Source organism: Gordonia humi (assembly GCF_014197435.1).
Lineage (GTDB): Bacteria > Actinomycetota > Actinomycetes > Mycobacteriales > Mycobacteriaceae > Gordonia > Gordonia humi.
On sequence record NZ_JACIFP010000001.1, the window covers coordinates 3,269,882 to 3,289,416 of the forward strand.

A 19,535-nucleotide genomic window follows, 5' to 3' on the forward strand; every position below is an offset into this window, starting at 1 on the left:
TCCGCTACCTCCGTCGCAGCCTCCAGTACACGAATCCGGCGAGGACCACAGCCATCGCGGCCAGTGCGCCGTAGCCGATCGCGCTATGGGCCGCCGACGGCTCCCAGAACGGATACATGATCGGATCGTCGCGGCTGGCGCGGTCGACGGGGTTGACCTGCGACACGTCGGGCGCGATGTACGGGACGTCGACCGCCTGGGCCGCATTGGCGAATCCCCAATAGGTGGGCAGTAGATAGGTGAACGGCGTGACGACCGCCGAACTGATCGCGATGACTCCACCGGACAGGACCAGCTGCACCATGACGACGATGACCAGCGGCGGCATCGTCTGCTCGCTCGATCCGACCGCAGCCGAGATCGCCAGTCCGACGAGGACGCCCACCCACGCGACGGTCGCGACCGCGAGGAACAGCGTCAGCGCGGGCGGGAGCATCGGATACGCGGTGCCCGGTTCGGTCACGTCGTCGGCCGTCGGCATGGCGCGCAGCCCGTAGACGATCCCGATCATCACCGCGGCCTGCAGGGGCGCCACCGCGCAGAACACGGCGATCTTGGCCGCCAGATACGCGGCCGGACGGAGGCCGACGGCGCGTTCGCGTTCGTAGATCCCGCGTTCGGCGACGAGGTCGCGCACGGCCAGTGCCGTGCCCATGAACGCCGCCCCGATCACCAACACGGTCAGCAGTTGAAGCACTTCGCCGACATCGTCCGGCGGCGGACCCTTCATGTCCGGCCGGGTGAATCCCTTGTCCCCCGGCACCACCAGCACCAGCAGGCCGAGCACGATCGGCATCACGAGGAGGACGGCCAGATATCCGCGGTCGGAGACGATCAGTCGGATCTGCCGCCTGCCGAGGGTGCTCAGCTGACGGGTCACGCCGGCGCGCGCGATCTTCGGGGTGGGTCCGGGCGGAGTCGACGGCGGTGGGGCCGCCTCTCGCGGATGACGCATCCGATAGGCGGCCCACGCGCGCTCCGGCTGCTCGGCGACGTGGGCGAAGATCTCGGCCCAGTCGGTGGTGCCCATCTCCGCCGCGACGTCGCCGGGTGCCCCGCAGAACGCGGTCCTGCCGCCCGGGGCCAGGAGCAGGACCTGATCGCACAGGCTCAGGTAGGTGAGCGAGTGCGTCACCACCAGCACCACGCGGCCGGCGTCGGCCAGGCGACGCAGCGTCCGCATCACCTGTTGGTCCAGGGCCGGATCCAGGCCGGAGGTCGGCTCGTCCAGGATCAGCAGCGACGGTCCCGTCAGCAGTTCCATGGCGACCGAGGCACGTTTGCGCTGTCCGCCGGAGAGTGTGTCCACGCGCGTGTCGACGTGATCGGTCAGCTGCAGTTCGGCGAGCACGCCGTCGATCACCTCGTCACGGTCGGACGTCGACAGGTCCTTCGGGAGTCGCAGCTCGGCCGCGTACCGCAGCGCCTGGCGCAATGTCAGCCGACCGTGCAGGACGTCGTCCTGCGGCACCATCCCGATGCGTGAGCGCAACGCCTCGTACTCGGCGTGCACGCCGCGCCCTTCGAAGGTCACCGCGCCGACGGTCGGCGTGTTCAGCCCGGCCACGATTCTGGACGCCGTCGACTTGCCTGCGCCGGACGGACCGATGATCGCCGTCAGCGTGCCCGGGGCGGCCGCGAACGACACGTCGTCGAGCAGCTTCTTCCCGTCGACGGTGAGCCCGACGCCGGTCACGGCGAGACCGCCGGACACCGACGCCTGGGGCCGCCCGCGGGTCAGGGCGCCCGCGGACACGACGAAGTCGGAGTTGCCGATGGTGACGACGTCGTTCTCGGCGAGTCGCTGCGAGGACGTCCGGCGACCGTTGACGAAGGTGCCGTTGACACTGCGCAGGTCCTCCAGGAGCAGTCCCTGCGGGGTCGACGTCAGACGCGCGTGATGGCGGGAGGCGAGGACGTCGCTGACGACGATGTCGTTGTCGGGGGTCCGGCCGATGGTCGTGACGCCGCTGACCGCGATGGACTCGTGTCCGCGCTGCTCGCCCGGCACCTCGTAGATGGCCGACGCGTTCTGGTGCAGTGCGGCCAGGTGCGGCGCCTGCGGCAGGGCACCGAATCGCGGCGGCGCCTGGTGGTATCCGCCGGGCGGCGCCTGCGCGGGAGTCGGCGCGGTTCCCGGTGCGCGTCCGGGCCGCGGCGCCGGCGCCCGCCCGGGCGTCGGCGGGCGCTGCGGGAACGACGGCGGCGCACCGCTGCTCGCCTGCGGCGCCACCTCGACGATCGGTCCGGCGGTGCCGTCGCCGAGCCGGATCCGCAGCTGCCGGTCCGCGCGCAGACGGGCGATGCGTCCGCCGTCGAGGTAGAAGCCGTTGGTGCTCCCCCTGTCGACGATCCACCAGGCGCCGTCGACGAATTCGAACGCCAGATGCGTCCGAGAGACCAGGGGGTGGTTCACGACCACGTCGTTCTCGGGGGTGCGCCCCAACGTCGCCGGGGACGTCCGCAGCACCTGGGGCCGGGACTGCGCCATGCGAACCGACAGCGGGGCGATCAGAGTGGCGGTCATCGGCGGTGCTCTCCGGGAGTGGCGTGCGGCGACGCGGTACTCTGCTGTACTCCGACGTCGAGTCTGATCAGGGTGTCGGCGACGTCGAAGTATCGGTCGTCGTGGGTGATCACGACGACGGTCTTTCCGCGCGCGGCGAGGTCGCCGAGGATCTCGCGGTAGAACCGGTCGCGGAACCGCGGCTCCTGGTCGGCCGCCCATTCGTCGAACAGGTAGATCGGCCGGTCCTCGAGCATCGCGGTGACCAGGGCCAGGCGTTTGCGCTGCCCCTGCGACAGCGCCGTCGTCGACAGGCGACCGTCGAGCACGCGCGCCTTGTCGCCGATGGCGAGCATGTCGAGGTAGCGGTTGGCCCGATCGTCCAGGTCGGGGTCGTCGAAGCCGAGGTATTCGTCGAACAGGTGGAAGTCGGTGAAGATCGCCGACGTGTTCTGCCGGAACCATTCGATGTTCCCGTGGTCGATGCGCTCGCCGTTCAGCGTGATCGTCCCCTGCTGCGGGACGTACAACCCGGTCAGGAGCTTGGCGAGGGTCGACTTTCCGCTGCCGTTGCCGCCGACGATGAAGGTGATCCGTCCCGGCTCGAAGACGGCGTCGACGGGGCCGAGGTGGAAGCCCGCGGGCGGGGGTCCGCCCGGCGCGCCGGGGCCGCGGCCGTCGGGAGGCGGTGGGCCCTGACGTCCGGGCGGCGGGCCCGCGGGTCCGCCGCGTCGACCCGGTCGTGCGGGGAGCCTGCCGTCGGGCACGGTCTCCGCACGTCCGCTCGTCCCCCAGTCGACGTCCGGTCGCGGCCGTCCGTCCCGGCCGCCGCCGTCCGGCGGCCGCCGGTGCTCGCCGCCGGGGCCCGGCGGCGGACCCGGCACGCCGGGTTCGGTCAGGTACGTGTAGCCCAGCCCGGCCAGTTCCAGGCGCGCCGAGGTCGCGAGCGGTCGTTCGGTGTAGGGCAGCGCCTCCTCGTCGTGCAGCGCCTCCATCGAGAGCTCGAGAGTCGTGATCTTGGCGAGGGCGACGTCGCCGCGCAGCAGATCGGGGATGCGGCTCATGAAGTTCTGCATCGGCATCGCCAGGAAGGTCGTGACGATCACGTAGCCGACCATCGTCTCGGCGGGCAGATCCATCCAGACGGCGACGCCGAACAGGATGAGCGCCATGGTCCCGAGCTGCAGGACCTGTCCGATGTTCTGGCCGATCGAGAACTTGACGCCGGCCTCGACGTTCCGGTCGCGGAGGTCGGCTGCCGCGCCGAGCAGCCGCCGGTCCATGAAGTCGCGGCGCCGTGCACGGTGGCCCTTGAGCTCCTTGATGCCGACGCTCACCGAATGGAACGATCCGAGCAGGTCGTCCTCGCGTTCGCGGGCGCCGCGGAAGATGCCCCGGACATGGGTGAGGAACGACTCCACGACGCCGATCGCGATGAGCGTCGCACCCACCTGGATCGCGAACAGCGGCGCCGACAGCACCGCCAGGTACACGAGGCAGCCGACGATGGTCGCGATGTCCACGCACATGCTCGGGATCGCCGAGACGGCCATCGACAGCGACCGCACATCCTCGGTGAGCGTGGCGAGGAGACGATGCGTGCCGAGCCGTTCGAGGTGTTCCAGCGGGGCCGAGACCACGCCGGCGCTGAGCTTGGCCCGCAGCCGGTAGATCGCGTCCTGGGCGAGTCGGATCAACAGGATCTGCGAAGCCAGGCCCGTCGCGATGACCACGGCGACGGTCGCCACGAACCGTTGCCAGGACGGATCGGCGCCGACGCCCGGCGGCGCGACCGCGGCGTTGATCTGGGTGACCAGGTACGCGTTCGCGCCTCCCCCGATCAACCCCATCAGCACCGCCGCGGCGATCTGTGCCCACGAGACGGAGAACAGGAAGCCGAAGAGCTTCATGACGTGCCCTTTCCTGGATCTGAGATCGTCGCCCCGGTCAGCGGACCAGGTCGAAGAGCATTCCCTCGAGGGTCACGCCGGGTGCGAACGAGAACGCCACCCCGGTCGACGGTCCCTCGTGATCGCCCCGGTCGGCGATGAGCCGTTCCAGCACGAACACCAACGCCACGCTCAGCATGTTCCCGTACTCGGCCAGGACCTCCCACCCGGTCGACGAGCGCTCCCGAGCGAGACCGAGCGACCGCGCGGACTGCTCCAGGATCGCCGGGCCGCCCGGATGAATCGCCCACAGCTGCACATCGCCGCGCACCAGCCCCGATTCGGCGAGCGCGGCGTCGATCGCCGGGCCGACACCGCGGTAGATGTAGTCGGGCAGGTCCCGGGCCAGCTCACACGTGATCCCGTCGTCGTTGACCCCCAGCACGATGCCGTCCTCGGTATCGGCGAACAGCCGGCTGAACGTGTCGCGGACGACGATCTGCCCGGCCGGCAGCTCATGCCCCGGCTCACTCGCACCGACGAGCATCGCGCCGCACCCGTCACCGAACAGGCTGTGCGTGACGATCTCCACGACGTCGCCGCCGAACACCGCGTTCACCGACGGCAGCTCCAGACAGATCACCAACGCCTTGCGGTCCGGGTGGGCCCGCACATAGTCGCTCGCGGTCCGGATCCCGTTGACCGCGGCCGCACAGCCCATGAAGTTCACGACCACCCGGCTCACCGTGGCCGGCAGACCGAGTCGCTTGATCACCGCGACGTCGACGCCCGGCGCGACGAACCCGGTGCTGGTCACGAAGACCACCGAGCCGATGTCGGCGACGTCGTCGACGGCGGCGATCGCCCGGGACGCGACGTCGACGGCGAGCGGAACGGCGTGCTCGGCGAACAGTCGCATCCGCTCGCGGACGGTGCCCGGCCGCGAGCTGAACTCGACGAACTCGGCGGCGGTCGGGTCGATCGCGAGACGCCGGGTGGCGATCCGGGTGTTGTCGTAGACGCGCAGGACGCGTTCGGCTGCCACGGGATCGCCGACGATCCGCGCGGTGCGGCGCGCGGCCTCGCGTTGGTCGACGACATGCGCCGGAGCGCCGGTGGCGAGCGATTCGATGACGGCGACCGTGGTCGGCGGCGACGGACGCTCGAGCGTGGGAGGCGACGTCGGCGCGGGCCGCTGTCGAGGATCGAACGAGAGGGTCATGGCGGGGTCCTTTCTCACCGTCTCGTACAGGTGCGGACAATCATGTCCGGTCGTGGCGGTCGTCGCGAGCATCGAGTCGATCGGCCGAATGGTCGGCTTCACACGGTTCCGATGCCGGTGAATCCCTTCACCGTGTAATCGGCGCACGTCTTCAACGCGGTCGGTGAGAAGTGCTCGCGGAAGAATCCCCACTCGTTCTCCTGCGCGGTTCTCGACCGTGCGCCGAGATAGGTCGACAGCTGTTTCGGCAGCCGATCGGTGAAGAAGCTCTTCGCGGGCAGCCATTCCACGTCGAATCTCTCGGCTTCTTCGCGCAGGACGTCCTCGGTGACGATGTTGGCGAATCCGCTGCGTTGATACGGCAGCACATGGTGGACCCGATGCGAACTGAGTCCGGCGGAGAGGAAGCAGTCGACGTACCGGTTGCCGATCACCTTGAGGTCGTAGGCCTGCTCCACCTGGTTCACCGCCCAGTCGTCGGTGTCGGATTCGACGTCGTCGGCGTCGATGTCGAAGTCGTGGCTGGCGACGACGAGGAAGGTCGAGACCCACAGGGTGGCGACGAACTGCAGGATCCAGGCCAGCACGTCGCCCGCGACGATGAACACGATCAGCTCGCCGAGCAGCAGGAATCGCATGCCGAACGCACCGATGAAGTGCGGCAGACCGCCGCGCCACGACCCGTACATGTCCGCGATGCCGACCTGGCGGGTGAGTTTGCAGATCTCCAGCAGCCGGACCGTCATTCCGGTGACCGTGTGCCCGAACTTGTGGACGGTGTGGATCGGAACCCGGTACAGGCGAGGCAGGTCCATCATGAAGGTGAAGACGTTCTTCTTGATGTCGACCTGGCTCTGGGTGTGCGGATGGTGAAGGAGCGCGTGCCCGTCCGCGGTGACGAACGAGAGCGCCACGTAGTTCATGTCGAAGGCGTTCACCGCTATCTTGTTCGCACCCTTCTGCGCGCGATGAATCGCATAGTGACCGACTCCGGCCAGTGCGCTGCGCACGACCACCATCAGGACGACGAACGCGACCAGCGGCATCCACGAGGTGTTCCACAGACGCAGCCCCATGATCGCGAAATAGGCGATGAACAGCAGGACGGCGACGATGTCGAAGGCTCGATCCATGCGCCGGATCCGCGCCCGCATCTCGGGTTCGGTCAACCGCCTCCGGACCGCGTGCAGGAGATCGTCCTGTCGCGAGAAGTCGTAGTGCGGGGTGTCGCGCCAACTGTCGAATCCCTCGGTGAACAGGAAGGCCGGCGCATTCGCCTTGGGGTGCACGTCCTCGATCACCGCGTCCCGGCCGAGAGCGTATCGCTCGATCATGCGACTCACCTTCTCCGGATCCTTGTGGTAGGACCCGATGATCGAGGTGATGTCGCGGTTCTTGGTGCGTCCGATGAAGAACTCCCCGCCCGGATGCTTGGAGATCCAGTCGGACAGATCGTAGGCGCGCCCGTTGTAGACCCACACGTCCGACAGCTGCGGGCCGCCGTCCGGCGCCGCCTTCCGCCCCAGATCGGGGCCGGGCGAGTCGTCGGGAAGATCATCTGCTTCATCCGCCTGAACGGCCTCGGACGACATCGTCGCTCCTGTCTCGATTCCGCCCACCTGCTGTGCGGTTGGCATCGACTCTGACACCGCGCAGCGTCCGAGTCATCCGGATTCATTCAATTGACAGATATTGAGTAGAGAATCCGACCGATTCCGTCAAGTGTCCGCTAGGGTACCGAGGTGTGAAATCAGACACATGCACGGCACCGTCCCGAATGAAGCGTTGGGCTGCACCCGCAGTCGCGACCATGGCGATCTGCGCCGTGGTTCTGACCGGTTGTTCGTCGGAGACCAAGAGCGACGAACCCACGAACTCCGCCCCGCCGACGTCGGCGGGGCCGCGGTCGGGCGACGCCCCGAAGGTCGACGTCACCGACGCCGCCGCCCTGCTCGACCAGGCGTCCAAGACCACTCGTCTGACCTCCGCGGTCCACATGAACCTGAAGGTCGACCCCGAATTCAAGGGTCTGCCCGTCAACGATCTCGACGCCGACGTGGTCGTCGAACCGGCTCCCGCGGCCAAGGGGTCGGGCGAGTTCCGACTCACCGAGGAGTACACGAGCGCGGAGTTCGTCATCGTCGACGGCACGCTCTACATCCGGGAGAAGGGCAAGACGGAGTGGACGACGTCGCCGGCCGGGGAACGGTCGTACGATCCGTCGGTCGTCCTGTCCGAGGACAAGGGCCTGGCGAATGTGCTCGCGAAGTTCCGGAATCCCGAGGTCGCGGGGACCGAGACGGTCAACGGCGTCGAGGCCGTCAAGATCACCGGCACCCTCGACTCCGCCGACTTCGAGGCGATCTTCCCGACCCAGGGGCCGGGTGCGCTCAAGGGCGAGCATCCGGCGACGGCCTACATCGCCGCCGAAGCACCGTACAACCTGGTGGAACTGGCGTTGAACACCAAGGACGGCGACATCACCCTGACCACGTCCAAGTGGGACGAGAAGGTCACCGTCACCAAGCCGTGACGGCTCCCGGGAGGCCGGACCGGTGGCGCACGGCGAACCGCATCAGCGCGGAGTCAGCTCCTTGCGGTAGAGGGACGTCCCGGTCGCATCGCGCAGGTCGACGGTCAGCGACCGGCTGTCCTTGGAGATCGTCACCGTGCCGAAGTGCGCGAAGCCCTCGGCCGGCGACGAGTCGGGCTCCGCGGGCGCGTGGACGAACTCGTACTTCGCGCCGAAGGTGCCGTCGAGCGGGCTCTCCGGGAAGGCTCCGGCCTGCAGCGGGCCGGTGACGAACTCCCAGAACGGCGCGAAGTCCTGGTAGTCGGCGCGCTCGGGCTCGTAGGAGATCGCCGCGGCGTAGTGGACGTCGGCGGTGAGGTACACGATGTTCGCGACGTCCCGGGTGGCGGAGAAGATCCGCGCGAACGCCTTCTCGCGGCCGAGAGGAGCGCCGTCGTCGCCTTGGGCGACTGCCTCCATCGACGCCCGCGCCCCGGGCCGGTCGGTGTTGGTGTCGGGTACGACGATGCTGATGGGCAGGTCGTTCGCGACGACCTTCCAGGTCGCCGTCGACGTTCTGAGCTCGTCGATCAGCCACCGTGTCTGCTCGGCTCCGAGGATTCCGTCGGAGTCGTCGGGGTTCCACGCGTCGGGATTCGGATCCTTGTACGAGCGCATGTCGAGGACGAAGACGTCGAGGAGCGGACCGTACGGAACCTTGCGGTAGAGCCGGCCGCCGGCGGCGAGCTGCGTGGGCTGCCACTCCGCCCAGGCCCGGTGCGCGCGCTCGGCGAGCACGTCGACGCGCATCTCCGTGTAGCCGTCGCGTTTCTGACCGGTCAGGTCCTCGCCGGGGAACCAGTTGTTGAGCACTTCGTGGTCGTCCCACTGGATGATCTGGGCGACCGACGACGCGAACCGTCGGTACTGCTTGTCGGTGAGGTTGTACGCGTAGTTGCCGCGGAACTGGTCGAGCGTCTGCGCGGGCTGGTTCTTGGCGTCGGCGGTGACACTCCGATAGACCTCGCCGTTGTTCTGCTTCTTGGTCTCGGCGATCGGGCCGTCGGCGTAGATCGCATCGCCCGAGTGCAGGAAGAAGTCCGGGCGGGCGTCGGCGATCGCACCGAAGATCGGCATGCCGCCCAGATCCGGGTTGATGCCCCAGCCCTGGCCCGCGACGTCTCCGGACCAGGCGAACGTGATGTCGGCCGCCGCCGTCGGCGCGGTGACGAACACGCCGGTGAGCGGCTCCGACGTCGCACCGTCGTCCCCTTCGAGCGTCACCCGGTAGTGCACGGTCCGGCCCGGTTCCAGACCGGCGACTCGGATGCGCCCGGTCCCGTCCGAGGCCGGTGTCAGCTGCGGTCCCCGCAGGCTCTTGGCGTTGGCGAAGTCCTCGGTGGCCGCCGTCTCGACGAGCATGCGGGCCGGTGTGTCCGACCGCGCCCACACCAGTGCGCTCGACGCGGTGATCTCCCCGGCGGCGACCCCGTGCGTCAGCGTCGGACGGTCCCGACGGAGAGTCGGTGACGGCTGGGCGGAGCTGCGGCCCGCGAGCACGGCGCCGGCCGGCACCAGAAGTGCTCCGGCCGCGCCCGCACGCAGAATCGTGCGACGGGACAGGGACTGATGAGGGCTCGACATGCGTCCACCGTCGCGGCGGCAGGCGACGTGCCCGCCAATGGCGCATGACGACCGGATGAATCGTTACTGTCGGTCGAACAGACGACACTTCGGCCGGTGTGCGGATCCGGCGACGTCAGCTCTTGCGCAGCACGGCCAGGAACATCGCGTCGGTGTCCTGCCGGTGAGGCCAGAGTTGAACGTGCGGACCCGCGCCGAACGACGAGGGGTCCACCGCGTCGCCCGCGACGAGGGGTCGCGCGTCGATCTGCTCGACGCCGTCGACCGTGTCGAGCACGGACGCGATCACTCCGGTCGTCTCGGCCGGATGCGGCGAGCACGTCGAGTAGACGACGACTCCCCCGGACCGGACCAGGCGCAGCGCCTCGGTCAGCAGCTGGGTCTGGAGTTCGACGAGGGCGGGGATCTCATCGGGGGTGCGCCGCCACCGGGCCTCCGGACGGCGACGCAGCGAGCCCAGACCCGAGCACGGCGCGTCGACCAGGACGCGGTCGTATCCCGGTTCCAGACCCGAGTCGCGGCCGTCGGCCACGTGCACGGTGACCGGCAGCGAGTCGACGACCTTCTCGATCAACGCGGCGCGGTGTTCGGACACTTCGACGGCGTCCAGGTGCGCGCCGTCGAGGTCGGCGAGCGAACCGAGCAGCGCGGCCTTGCCGCCCGGGCCCGCGCACAGGTCGAGCCACCGCCCGCCGTCGGCGCCGACGTCGGCGCGAGGGAGTGCGAGCGCGACGAGTTGGCTGCCCTCGTCCTGGACCCCCGCGAAACCGTCGCGGACGGCCTCCAGCGATCCGGGATCGCCCTCGGGCAGGTACACGCAGTACGGCGAGTAGCGCCCCTCGTCGCCGCCGCTGATCAGCGCGAGCTCCTCGGCGGTGATCTGTCCCGGACGGGCCACCAGATGGACGATCGGCCGTTCGTCGTCGGCGGCGAGCGCCGCCTGCAGTTCGCCGATCGAGCCGAGGGAATCGAGGAACACCTCGGCGATCCACCGCGGATGGGCGTAGGTGAACGCCAGGTGGCCGACCATGTCGTCGGCCATCGACGGTGCGACGGTGTCGATCCACAGCTGTTCGTCGCGCTGAGAAACCTTGCGCAGCACGGCGTTGACGAATCCGGCCTGCCCCATGCCGTGTCGGGCGCGCACCAGGTCGACCGACGTCGACACCGCGGCGTGCGAGCCGATGCGCGTGCGCAGCAGCTGGTACGACCCCAAACGGAGGACGTCGAGGAGATCGCCGTCGATCTCGGCGACCGGGCGTCCGGCAGCGGACGCGATGATCTCGTCGAGCATGCCCGCGCAGCGCGCGGTGCCGTAGGTCAGCTCGGTGGCCAGCGCCTTGTCGCGGCGGTCGAGGCTCCGCTCGCGGAGCAGGCGCGGCAGGAGCAGGTTCGCGTACGCGTCGTCGCGGCGGACGGCGCGCAGCACCTCCAGTGCGACGCTCCGCGCCGGATCGGTCTGCTTGTCGCGTGTCTTCGGATCGCGGGTCGTCTGCTGGGGATCTCGCCCGCGCGCCGCACTCCGATCCGGTCGGCCCCGTCCATCCTGTGTCATGCCAGTCGTCCGTTCTCGTCGAGTCGTGTGCCGCGCGCCCAGTCGGCGGCGTTCATCGCCTTCTTGCCGGGCGCCTGCACGGTGCTCAGGCGGACCGGACCCGATCCGGTGCCGACGAACACCGCCTTCTTGGTGACCGCGAGCCGTCCCGGCTCGAGCGGCCCCGGAACGTTCGGGTCGTCGTCGGCCGGGCTCACCGGGCCGAGCTTGAGGCGGAGGTCACCGAGACGGGTCCACGCTCCGGGCGAGGGTGTGTGGGCCCGCACCGTGCGGTCGACGATGTGCGCGGGAAGGTCCCATCGCACCCGGGCGTCGTCGACGGTGATCTTCGCCGCGTGCGAGACTCCGTCCCGGTCCTGCGGCACGGGTGACAGCTCCCCGGCCTCGATGCCGTCGACGACCGCGCGCGTGAGTCCGGATCCGGAGTCGGCCAGGCGCGCGAGGAGGTCGCCCGCGGTGTCCGTCGAGCGGACCGGCGCGGTGAGCGTGCCGTACACCGGCCCGGTGTCCAGGCCGGCTTCGAGGGCGAAGACGCTCGCCCCGGTGATCTCGTCGCCCGCCGCGATCGCCGCCTGCACCGGGGCCGCTCCGCGCCAGGCGGGCAGGATCGAGAAGTGCAGGTTGATCCAGCCGTGCGGGAGCAGGTCGAGCACCGGCTCCGGGATCAGGCCGCCGTAGGCGACCACGACGCCGAGGTCGGGCGCCCACCGCTCCAGGGTCTCCACGACCTCGGGATCGGACATGCGGCGCGGCGTGAGGACCTCGATGCCGTGTGCGTCGGCGACGACGCCCACCTCCGAGCGCACCGCCTTGCGTCCGCGTCCGGACGTCGTGTCGGGTCGGGTGATCACCCCCACCACATCGTGGTCGGATGAGTCGATCAGTTCTCGAAGGGTCGGCACCGCCACATCGGGCGTGCCCGCGAACACCAGCTTCATAATCATCCAATCGTAGGCGGGTCGATCTGGACCCGGATGCCCGCGGTGTCGTCGTGGCGGGCGTGGCGCACGGTCTGCGCGGCACGCAGCGCGTCGGCGAGGTGACGGCCGGAGCTGCGCGGGGCCCGGAGCAGGAGTCGTTCGACGTCCCCGTCGCCGTCCATCCCGGCCGGCCGCCGGACTCCGGACGGCAGCGGGACCGGGCCGAGGGTCTGGGCCCCGGCGGGCAGGTCGACCATCTCGACGAACGCGGTGATCGCCGGTCCCGGTCCGTCCACCGACGCCATCGTGACCGCGGGCGGAAATCCGAGCTCCCGCCGTTGCTGCAGGTCGGCGGCGGCGAATCCCACGGGATTCCACGCGATCAGCGCCTGGACCACGGCCCCGGAGGCGTCGGCGACCACGACGACCCGTCCGCCGTCGGCCTTGCATCGGACGAGGGAGGCGACGGCCGTCCACTGCCGCATCGCGTCTTCGCCCGCCCTCAGATCCTCGCGGTCGAGTTGCGCCCAGGTGTCGAGCAGGACGGCCGCACCGTATCCGTCCGGTGCGCGCGGAGCCGCCCCGGGAGTGGCGACGACGACGCGAGGTCCCGCCGGGATCTCGTCGACGATCTTCTGTCCGCCCGAGGTCACGACGGGGATCCCGGGAAACGCGCGGCCGAGTTCCTCCGCGGTGCGTTGATCTCCGATCATTAAGGCGCGCACCGCTTTCGCACCGCATACCGGGCAGACGAACCGAAGTTCGGGGCGTCCGCACCACCGGCACGACAGGTCGCCGCGATCGTTCATCGACAATGGCCCGCTGCACGTCCGACAGCGGGCGTGCGTCCGGCAGCGCGCGCAGGCGACCGACGGTAGATAGCCGCGACGGGGGACGCTGAACAGGACCGGAAATCCCGCGGCGATGGAGCGTCGAGCCGCGTCGAAGGCCGTCGCGGGGATGCGGGCCGAGCGTGCGAGCGGGTCTCCGCCCAGCCGACGGTCGTCGTCGGCGACGCCCTCGATGCGCGGGGCCGCCGCCCGAACGGTCTCCCGCGGGGCGAGCAGGTCGTGGGCCCAGCCCGACTCGACGAGCGCCTGGGCCTCGGCGGTGCGCGCGTAACCGCCGATGAGCATCGCCGCGCCCGCCGCGTGCGCCCGCAGCACCGCGACCTCGCGCGGATGCGGATACGGCGACCGGGGTTCGTTGAGGCTGTCGTCGCCGTCGTCGAAGACCACGGTCAGTGCGAGATCCACGACGGGGGCGAACATGGCGCTGCGCGTGCCGATCACCACCGACGCCTGACCGCGCAGCACCGCGAGCCACCGCCGGTAGCGCGCGGTGGGTCCGAGTCCGGCGGCCAGGGTGACGCACCGGTCGCCGAGCAGCGGCTCGCACGCCGCGGCGAGCCGGTCGAGGTCGCGCTGGTCCGGCACGACGACGATCGCGCCGCGGCCCGCGGCGGCGACCGTCGTGACCAGCTCGGCGAGCCGCGCCGCCCAGTCGTCGCCGGGCAGCACCTGCCACACCGCACGCGGATGGCGCCCGTCGACGACGGCCTCGAGGAACGACTCGCCCGCGGCGTACTGCGCCCACCCCGCGAGGTCCGGAGGCGTGATCGCGGGGTGCGGCCCGTGCGCCACGGCCTCCTTCTCGACGCGGGCGTGGCGCGGCGGAACCGCCAGTCGCAGCACGTCGGCCACCGTCCCGGCGTATCGCTGTGCGACGGCCCGACACACGGCGATCACCTCGTCGGTCAGCACCTGTTCGGGCGAGACGACCCGTTCGAGCCACGCGAGCTGTCCGCCGTGGTCGCTGGATTCGCGGCGTTCCAGTAGGTATCCGTCGACGAGGCGTCCGGCGAACCGGACCCGGACTCGGACCCCGGGCTGGGCGTCGGCGTCGGTCTTCTCGTCGACGAGATAGTCGAACGGGCGATCCAGGTGGGCCAGCGTCAGCATCGGCAGCACCCGAGCGACGGGACGATGCGTCGCCGGCCTGCGCCGGTTCACCTCGTTCGTGTCGCTCACTGCTCGGGCCTCATCATCGGGGAGAACGATCTCGACTCCGCTCGATCACCGAGGTGGCGCGTCGAGCGGAGTCGTGACGGGACATCGGGTCGAGCGCGGCGCCGACTGCTGGTCGAGCCCTCCGCCCGTACTCCGGGGAGTCGGTCGAGTCGAGCCCTACAGCCCCGCGGCGCTGCGCAGTTCGTCGACGCGGTCGGTGCGCTCCCACGGCAGATCGAGGTCGGTGCGGCCGAAGTGCCCGTAGGCGGCGGTCGGCGCGTATATCGGCTGCAACAGTTCCAGATCGCGGACGATGGCGCCCGGGCGCAGGTCGAACACCTGCGAGACGGCCTTCTGAATGGTTCCGGGATCGACCTGCTCGGTGCCGAAGGTCTCGACGAACAACCCGACCGGGGCGGCCTTGCCGATCGCGTACGCGACCTGGACCTCGATGCGCTTGGCGAGGCCCGCGGCCACCGCGTTCTTGGCGACCCAACGCATCGCGTAGGCGGCGCTGCGGTCGACCTTCGACGGGTCCTTGCCCGAGAACGCCCCGCCGCCGTGGCGGGCCATGCCGCCGTAGGTGTCGACGATGATCTTGCGGCCGGTGAGCCCGGCGTCGCCCATCGGTCCGCCGAGGACGAAGCTGCCGGTCGGGTTCACCAGCAGACGCACATCGCTGGTGTCGAGGGCGACGGGGAGGTCGAGTTCGGCGAACACCGGGCCGAGCACGTGCTGACGGATGTCCGGAGTCAGCATGTTGTCGATGTCGATGTCGGCGGCGTGCTGGGTGGAGACGACGACGGTGTCCAGGCGGACCGGCGTGTCGCCCGCGTACTCGATGGTCACCTGGGTCTTGCCGTCCGGGCGCAGGTACGGCAGAGTGCCGTTCTTGCGGACCTCGGTGAGACGCCGGGAGAGCCGGTGCGCCAGGGCGATCGGCAGCGGCATCAGTTCGGGGGTCTCGGCCGAGGCGTAGCCGAACATCAGCCCTTGGTCGCCCGCGCCCTGGCTGTCGAGGTCGTCCCCGCTCCCGCCGGTGCGCGTCTCGTGCGAGGCGTACAGGCCCTGCTCGATCTCCGGCGACTGCGCGCCGATCGCCACGTTCACGCCGCACGAGGCGCCGTCGAAGCCCTTGGTCGACGAGTCGTAGCCGATCTCCAGGATCTTCTCGCGCACGATGGTCGGGATGTCGACGTAGCCGGTGGTGTTCACCTCACCGGCGACGTGCACCTGGCCGGTGGTGACGAGGGTCTCCACGGCCACCTTCGCCTTGGGGTCGACGGCAAGCAGTGCGTCGAGCACGGCGTCGCTGATCGCATCGCAAATCTTGTCTGGGTGGCCTTCGGTCACGGATTCGCTGGTGAACAGGCGGGACGCTGAGGCGGTCATCGGTTCCTCTCGGGAGTGCTTTCATCGCAGGGCTCGCCCCTGCGGTCGTCAAATCAGAACAAGCGGGTTTCTGCTCGCCTAACCATGAGGCACGACAGACGCCGCTTCGTCAAGGATTCTGCTCGCCATCAATGTCTTCGATCCGAACGGGAGGGCCGTCTCCTGACCGTCGGCGGTCAGGATCCAGCCCGTGTTGTCGTCGGTGCCGAACGCCTTGCCGTCGCCGACGGCGTTCACGACGAGCAGATCGCAGCCCTTGCGGCGGAGTTTGGCCCGGCCGTGGTCGAGGACTCCCCCGTCGGCGTCACCGGTCTCGGCGGCGAAGCCGACGATCACCGTCTCCCGGCGGAGCGTGCCGTCCGACCTGGCCCGGACGAGTCCGGCGAGGATGTCGGGGTTGGTGTCGAGGCGGATCGGTGCGGGACCGTCGTCGCCCTTCTTGATCTTCGATCCGGCGACGGAGATCGGGCGGAAGTCGGCGACGGCCGCCGCCATGATCACGATGTCGGCGTCGCGGGCGTGCTCGATCATCTCGCGTTCGAGTTGCACCGCGGAGTCGATGTGCACGATGTCGACGGCGGCGGGCTCGCCCGGTTCGCTGGTCGCTCCCGAGACGAGGGTCACCTGTGCGCCGCGCTGCGCGGCCGCGCGGGCCAGGGCGTACCCCTGTTTGCCGGAGCTGTGGTTTCCGAGGTAGCGGACGGGATCGAGGGCCTCGCGTGTACCGCCCGCGCTGATCACCACGCGGCGACCGGCGAGGTCGTACGGGAGGGCGTCGGCGCGGTCGAGGAGCAGTTCGCCGATCAGTCCGATCTCGGTCGGCTCGGGCAGGCGGCCCGCGCCGCTGTCGGCACCGGTCAGCCGTCCGCTCGCCGGTGTCATCACCGTCGCGCCGCGACGGCGGAGGGTGGCGACGTTGTCGACGGTCGCGGGGTGCTGCCACATCTCGGTGTGCATCGCGGGCACGAACAGCACCGGGCAGGTGGCCGTCAGCAGCGACGCGGTCAGCAGGTCGTCGGCGCGGCCGGCGACCGCTCGCGCCATCAGGTCGGCGGTGGCGGGTGCGATCACCACGAGGTCGGCACGGCGGCCGAGCGCCACGTGGGCCACCTCGTCGACGTCGTCGAAGACCTCGGTGCTGACCGGGTTCCCGGACAGCGCCTCGAATGTCGCGGCCCCCACGAAGTTCAGGGCGGCGCGTGTCGGGACGACCCGTACATCGTGTCCGGCCTCGGTGAAGTGTCGGATGACACTGCACACCTTGTACGCGGCGATCCCCCCGCCGACCCCGATGAGGACGTGCGACACCGGCGGGCCTACTCGCCTTCGGTGTGCTCGAGCAGATCCGAGTGGATCTCGCGCATCGCGATCGAGAGCGGCTTCTCCTGGACGCCCGGCTCCACCAGGGGGCCGACGTATTCGAGGATGCCCTCGGCGAGCTGGTTGTAGTAGTCGTTGATCTGGCGGGCGCGCTTGGCGGCGTAGATCACCAGCGCGTACTTCGACGACGTGCGTTCGAGCAGTTCGTCGATCGGCGGGTTGGTGATGCCCAACGGGGTGTCGTACACGGGCTCGTCGACGACGGTCTGATCGATCTCGGTCTGAGTGCTCACACGTTCTCCTGCGCAGTATTCGTACGGTCGGCCGCATCTGACGGTCGCGGCCCGACCAGCAAGCTTAGCAATTGTCCCACCGCTTCGTCGACATCGTCGTTCACGATGAGGTGGTCGAACTCGTCCTGGGCCGCCATCTCGACCCGCGCGGTGTCCAGTCGACGCGCGACGGCGTCGGAGGTCTCGGTGCCGCGGCCGGTCAGGCGGGACACCAGTTCGTCCCAGCTGGGCGGGGCGAGGAACACGGTGATCGCCTCGTCGAGGTGTTCCCGGACGTTGCGGGCGCCGACGAGGTCGACCTCCACCAGGACGGGCCGTCCGGCGGCCATCGCCGCCTCCACCGGTGCCGCCGGGGTGCCGGAGCGCTGCAGCCCGCCGTGGACGTCCGCCCACTCGAGCATCTCGCCCGCGGCGATCATCTCGTCGAACGCCGCGCGCGTCACGAAGTGGTAGTCGCGGCCGTCGACCTCGCCGGGGCGAGGGTCGCGCGTCGTCACCGACACGCTGAAGTGCAGTTCGGGAAGTTCCTCACGGAGACGGCGTACCACCGTGGACTTACCTACGGCCGAGGGGCCGACCAGCACTACCAGTCGGCCCCTCGGTCGGGTGTTCTTCTCGGGCACGCTCAGGAGCTGAACTTCTCGAGCAGAGCCTTGCGCTGACGGTCGCCCAGGCCGCGCAGGCGGCGCGTCGGTGCGATCTCCAGTTCGGTCATGATCTCCTGCGCCTTGACCTTGCCGACCTTGGGCAGGGCCTCCAGAAGGGCCGAGACCTTCATCTTGCCGAGGATCTCGTCGTTCTCGGCATCGGCCAGGACCTGCTTGAGGTCGGTGCCACCGCTCTTGAGGCGGTTCTTGAGCTCGGCACGCACGCGGCGGGCTGCAGCCGCCTTCTCGAGCGCAGCAGCGCGCTGCTCGTCGGTCAACTGGGGAAGAGCCACGGTTCCTCCGTCTTTCGTTTCTACGGGTTCGGTTGGTCCGCACGACGCTACCAAGGTCGGACGGTGGTCCGCCGGGAGACCTGTCTGCCCCCGGCGATCTCCGACGATCGTAACGCTCGTCGCGTGGACCAGCACAGACGGTACCCGCTGCGGCCGGTACTTCGCACGCTCCACCCCGGGCGCGCCGCGGAATCTCCTGCGGTAGTACCGTGTCGCAGCATGCTGAACGACCTGCGCACGCTGGCTCGCGTGCTCTGTGACGACTACGCCCCGCGCACCGCCACCGAATCGGTGATCATCAGCGACCGCCCGCATGGACGTCTGCGCAGGTACGGGAGCCGCGAACAGTTCGATCGGGCTCGCCGCGACGGCGCCGTTCCAGTCCTTCTCGTGCCGCCGTTGGCGGTCCCGGCGAGGTGCTACGACCTCGCGCCGGGCGTCGAGCCGGCGAACTCCGTCGTCGAGTTCCTGTTGTCCACCGGATCGATTCCGTACGTCGTCGATTTCGGCGACGTGGGACGCGCCGAGCGGCGTCTGGGGTTCGAGGACTACTTCGACGGCTTCGTCCCGAGGGCGCTCGGGGACGCGCTCGGCGACTTCGGCGTGTCGGGCGGCTCCGCGGACCTGCTCGGGTGGAGTCTGGGCGGGACGATCTCGTTGCTGACGGCGGCGTTCCACCGCGATCTGCCGATCCGTTCGGTCATCACCGTCGGCACCCCTCTCAGCTACGCGAAGATCCCGATGTACCGCGCGGTGCGCACGGTGCTGGCACCCACCGCGGGCCGGCCCGTCGACTCGGTCCTGAAGGCGCTCGGCGGCATTCCGGCGCCGTTGGTCCAGTTCTCCTACCGGGCCCTCGCATGGCAGCGTGAGCTGCGTAAACCCAAGTACATCCTGGACAATCTGAACGACCGCGACGCGCTGATCCGGATGCAGGTCATCGACCGCTTCCAGGACTCGATGCCCGGCTATCCGGGACGTGTGAGCGAGCAGATGCTGCTCAACCTGGTGGTACGCGACGAGATCGGCGACGGGGTGCTCCACCTCGGCGACCGCACCGTCGACCTGCGCGCACTGACCGCGCCGGTGTTCGCCGTCGGCTCACACCGCGACGCCGTCGTGAGCCACGCCGCGGCACAGCACTGTGAGAACCTTCTGACGTCGTCGTCGCGCGTGGACTTCCACACAGTCGAGACGAGCCACCTGGGTCTGCTGACCGGCGGCGTCGCCGCCGCGCGGACCTGGCCCGCGATCGCGAAGTTCCGCGACGAACTCACGGTCACCGCCTGAGCGCTGATCGACCCGAGTGCCTGGCTACCCGAGCACCTGGCTG

15 protein-coding genes are annotated in these 19,535 nt (G+C 69.9%); 2 read left to right on the top strand and 13 right to left on the bottom strand.

What is annotated here, in order from left to right; translation table 11 throughout:
* Positions 1–4: 4 nt before the first annotated feature.
* The 4 genes from BKA16_RS15015 to BKA16_RS15030 form a co-directional block, all read right to left on the bottom strand.
* Positions 5–2,527 (bottom strand): FHA domain-containing protein, encoded by a 2,523-nt coding sequence (locus tag BKA16_RS15015; protein ID WP_183371448.1) that lies wholly within the window; start codon positions 2,525–2,527, stop codon positions 5–7.
* Positions 2,524–4,416, bottom strand: a complete 1,893-nt coding sequence (locus BKA16_RS15020; protein ID WP_183371450.1) for an ATP-binding cassette domain-containing protein — start codon at positions 4,414–4,416, stop codon at positions 2,524–2,526. Before BKA16_RS15020 ends, BKA16_RS15015 begins: the two co-directional genes overlap by 4 nt.
* 37 nt (positions 4,417–4,453) lie before the next feature.
* Positions 4,454–5,617, bottom strand: coding sequence for a type III polyketide synthase (locus BKA16_RS15025; RefSeq protein WP_183371452.1), 1,164 nt, complete (start codon positions 5,615–5,617; stop codon positions 4,454–4,456).
* 98 nt (positions 5,618–5,715) lie between these two features.
* Complete coding sequence (locus BKA16_RS15030; protein WP_183371454.1) at positions 5,716–7,209, bottom strand: fatty acid desaturase; 1,494 nt, start codon at positions 7,207–7,209, stop codon at positions 5,716–5,718.
* A 185-nt stretch (positions 7,210–7,394) separates the two neighbouring features.
* Between BKA16_RS15030 and BKA16_RS15035 the strand changes: the two genes are divergently transcribed.
* A complete protein-coding gene (locus tag BKA16_RS15035; protein WP_183371455.1) occupies positions 7,395–8,150 on the top strand; it encodes an LppX_LprAFG lipoprotein in 756 nt (251 codons plus the stop codon).
* Between the two features lie 42 nt (positions 8,151–8,192).
* Here BKA16_RS15035 and BKA16_RS15040 read toward each other — a convergent pair whose 3' ends face one another.
* The 9 genes from BKA16_RS15040 to mihF form a co-directional block, all read right to left on the bottom strand.
* Entirely contained in the window at positions 8,193–9,773 is a 1,581-nt protein-coding gene (locus tag BKA16_RS15040) for an alkaline phosphatase D family protein (RefSeq protein ID WP_183371456.1), read from the bottom strand.
* A 115-nt stretch (positions 9,774–9,888) separates the two neighbouring features.
* Complete coding sequence (locus BKA16_RS15045; protein WP_183371457.1) at positions 9,889–11,328, bottom strand: RsmB/NOP family class I SAM-dependent RNA methyltransferase; 1,440 nt, start codon at positions 11,326–11,328, stop codon at positions 9,889–9,891.
* A complete protein-coding gene (gene fmt / locus BKA16_RS15050) occupies positions 11,325–12,266 on the bottom strand; it encodes a methionyl-tRNA formyltransferase (protein WP_183371458.1) in 942 nt (313 codons plus the stop codon). The genes BKA16_RS15045 and fmt overlap by 4 nt, the downstream gene beginning before the upstream one ends.
* 2 nt (positions 12,267–12,268) lie before the next feature.
* Positions 12,269–14,209: a primosomal protein N' gene (locus tag BKA16_RS15055; protein WP_183373095.1), complete on the bottom strand. Its 1,941-nt coding sequence runs from the start codon at positions 14,207–14,209 to the stop codon at positions 12,269–12,271.
* A gap of 225 nt (positions 14,210–14,434) precedes the next feature.
* Positions 14,435–15,649, bottom strand: a complete 1,215-nt coding sequence (gene metK / locus BKA16_RS15060; RefSeq protein WP_183371459.1) for a methionine adenosyltransferase — start codon at positions 15,647–15,649, stop codon at positions 14,435–14,437.
* A 78-nt stretch (positions 15,650–15,727) separates the two neighbouring features.
* Positions 15,728–16,957 carry a bifunctional phosphopantothenoylcysteine decarboxylase/phosphopantothenate--cysteine ligase CoaBC gene (gene coaBC, locus BKA16_RS15065; RefSeq protein ID WP_183371460.1) on the bottom strand — a complete coding sequence of 410 codons (1,230 nt, stop codon included), beginning with the start codon at positions 16,955–16,957 and terminating at the stop codon, positions 15,728–15,730.
* A gap of 8 nt (positions 16,958–16,965) precedes the next feature.
* On the bottom strand, positions 16,966–17,262 hold the full coding sequence (gene rpoZ / locus BKA16_RS15070) for a DNA-directed RNA polymerase subunit omega (protein WP_183371461.1): 297 nt from the start codon (positions 17,260–17,262) through the stop codon (positions 16,966–16,968).
* On the bottom strand, positions 17,259–17,885 hold the full coding sequence (gene gmk / locus BKA16_RS15075; protein ID WP_183371462.1) for a guanylate kinase: 627 nt from the start codon (positions 17,883–17,885) through the stop codon (positions 17,259–17,261). Before gmk ends, rpoZ begins: the two co-directional genes overlap by 4 nt.
* 2 nt (positions 17,886–17,887) lie before the next feature.
* Complete coding sequence (mihF, locus tag BKA16_RS15080) at positions 17,888–18,202, bottom strand: integration host factor, actinobacterial type (protein ID WP_183371463.1); 315 nt, start codon at positions 18,200–18,202, stop codon at positions 17,888–17,890.
* A 219-nt stretch (positions 18,203–18,421) separates the two neighbouring features.
* Between mihF and BKA16_RS15085 the strand changes: the two genes are divergently transcribed.
* Positions 18,422–19,492: an alpha/beta hydrolase gene (locus tag BKA16_RS15085; protein ID WP_183371464.1), complete on the top strand. Its 1,071-nt coding sequence runs from the start codon at positions 18,422–18,424 to the stop codon at positions 19,490–19,492.
* The last annotated feature ends 43 nt before the right edge of the window (positions 19,493–19,535 follow it).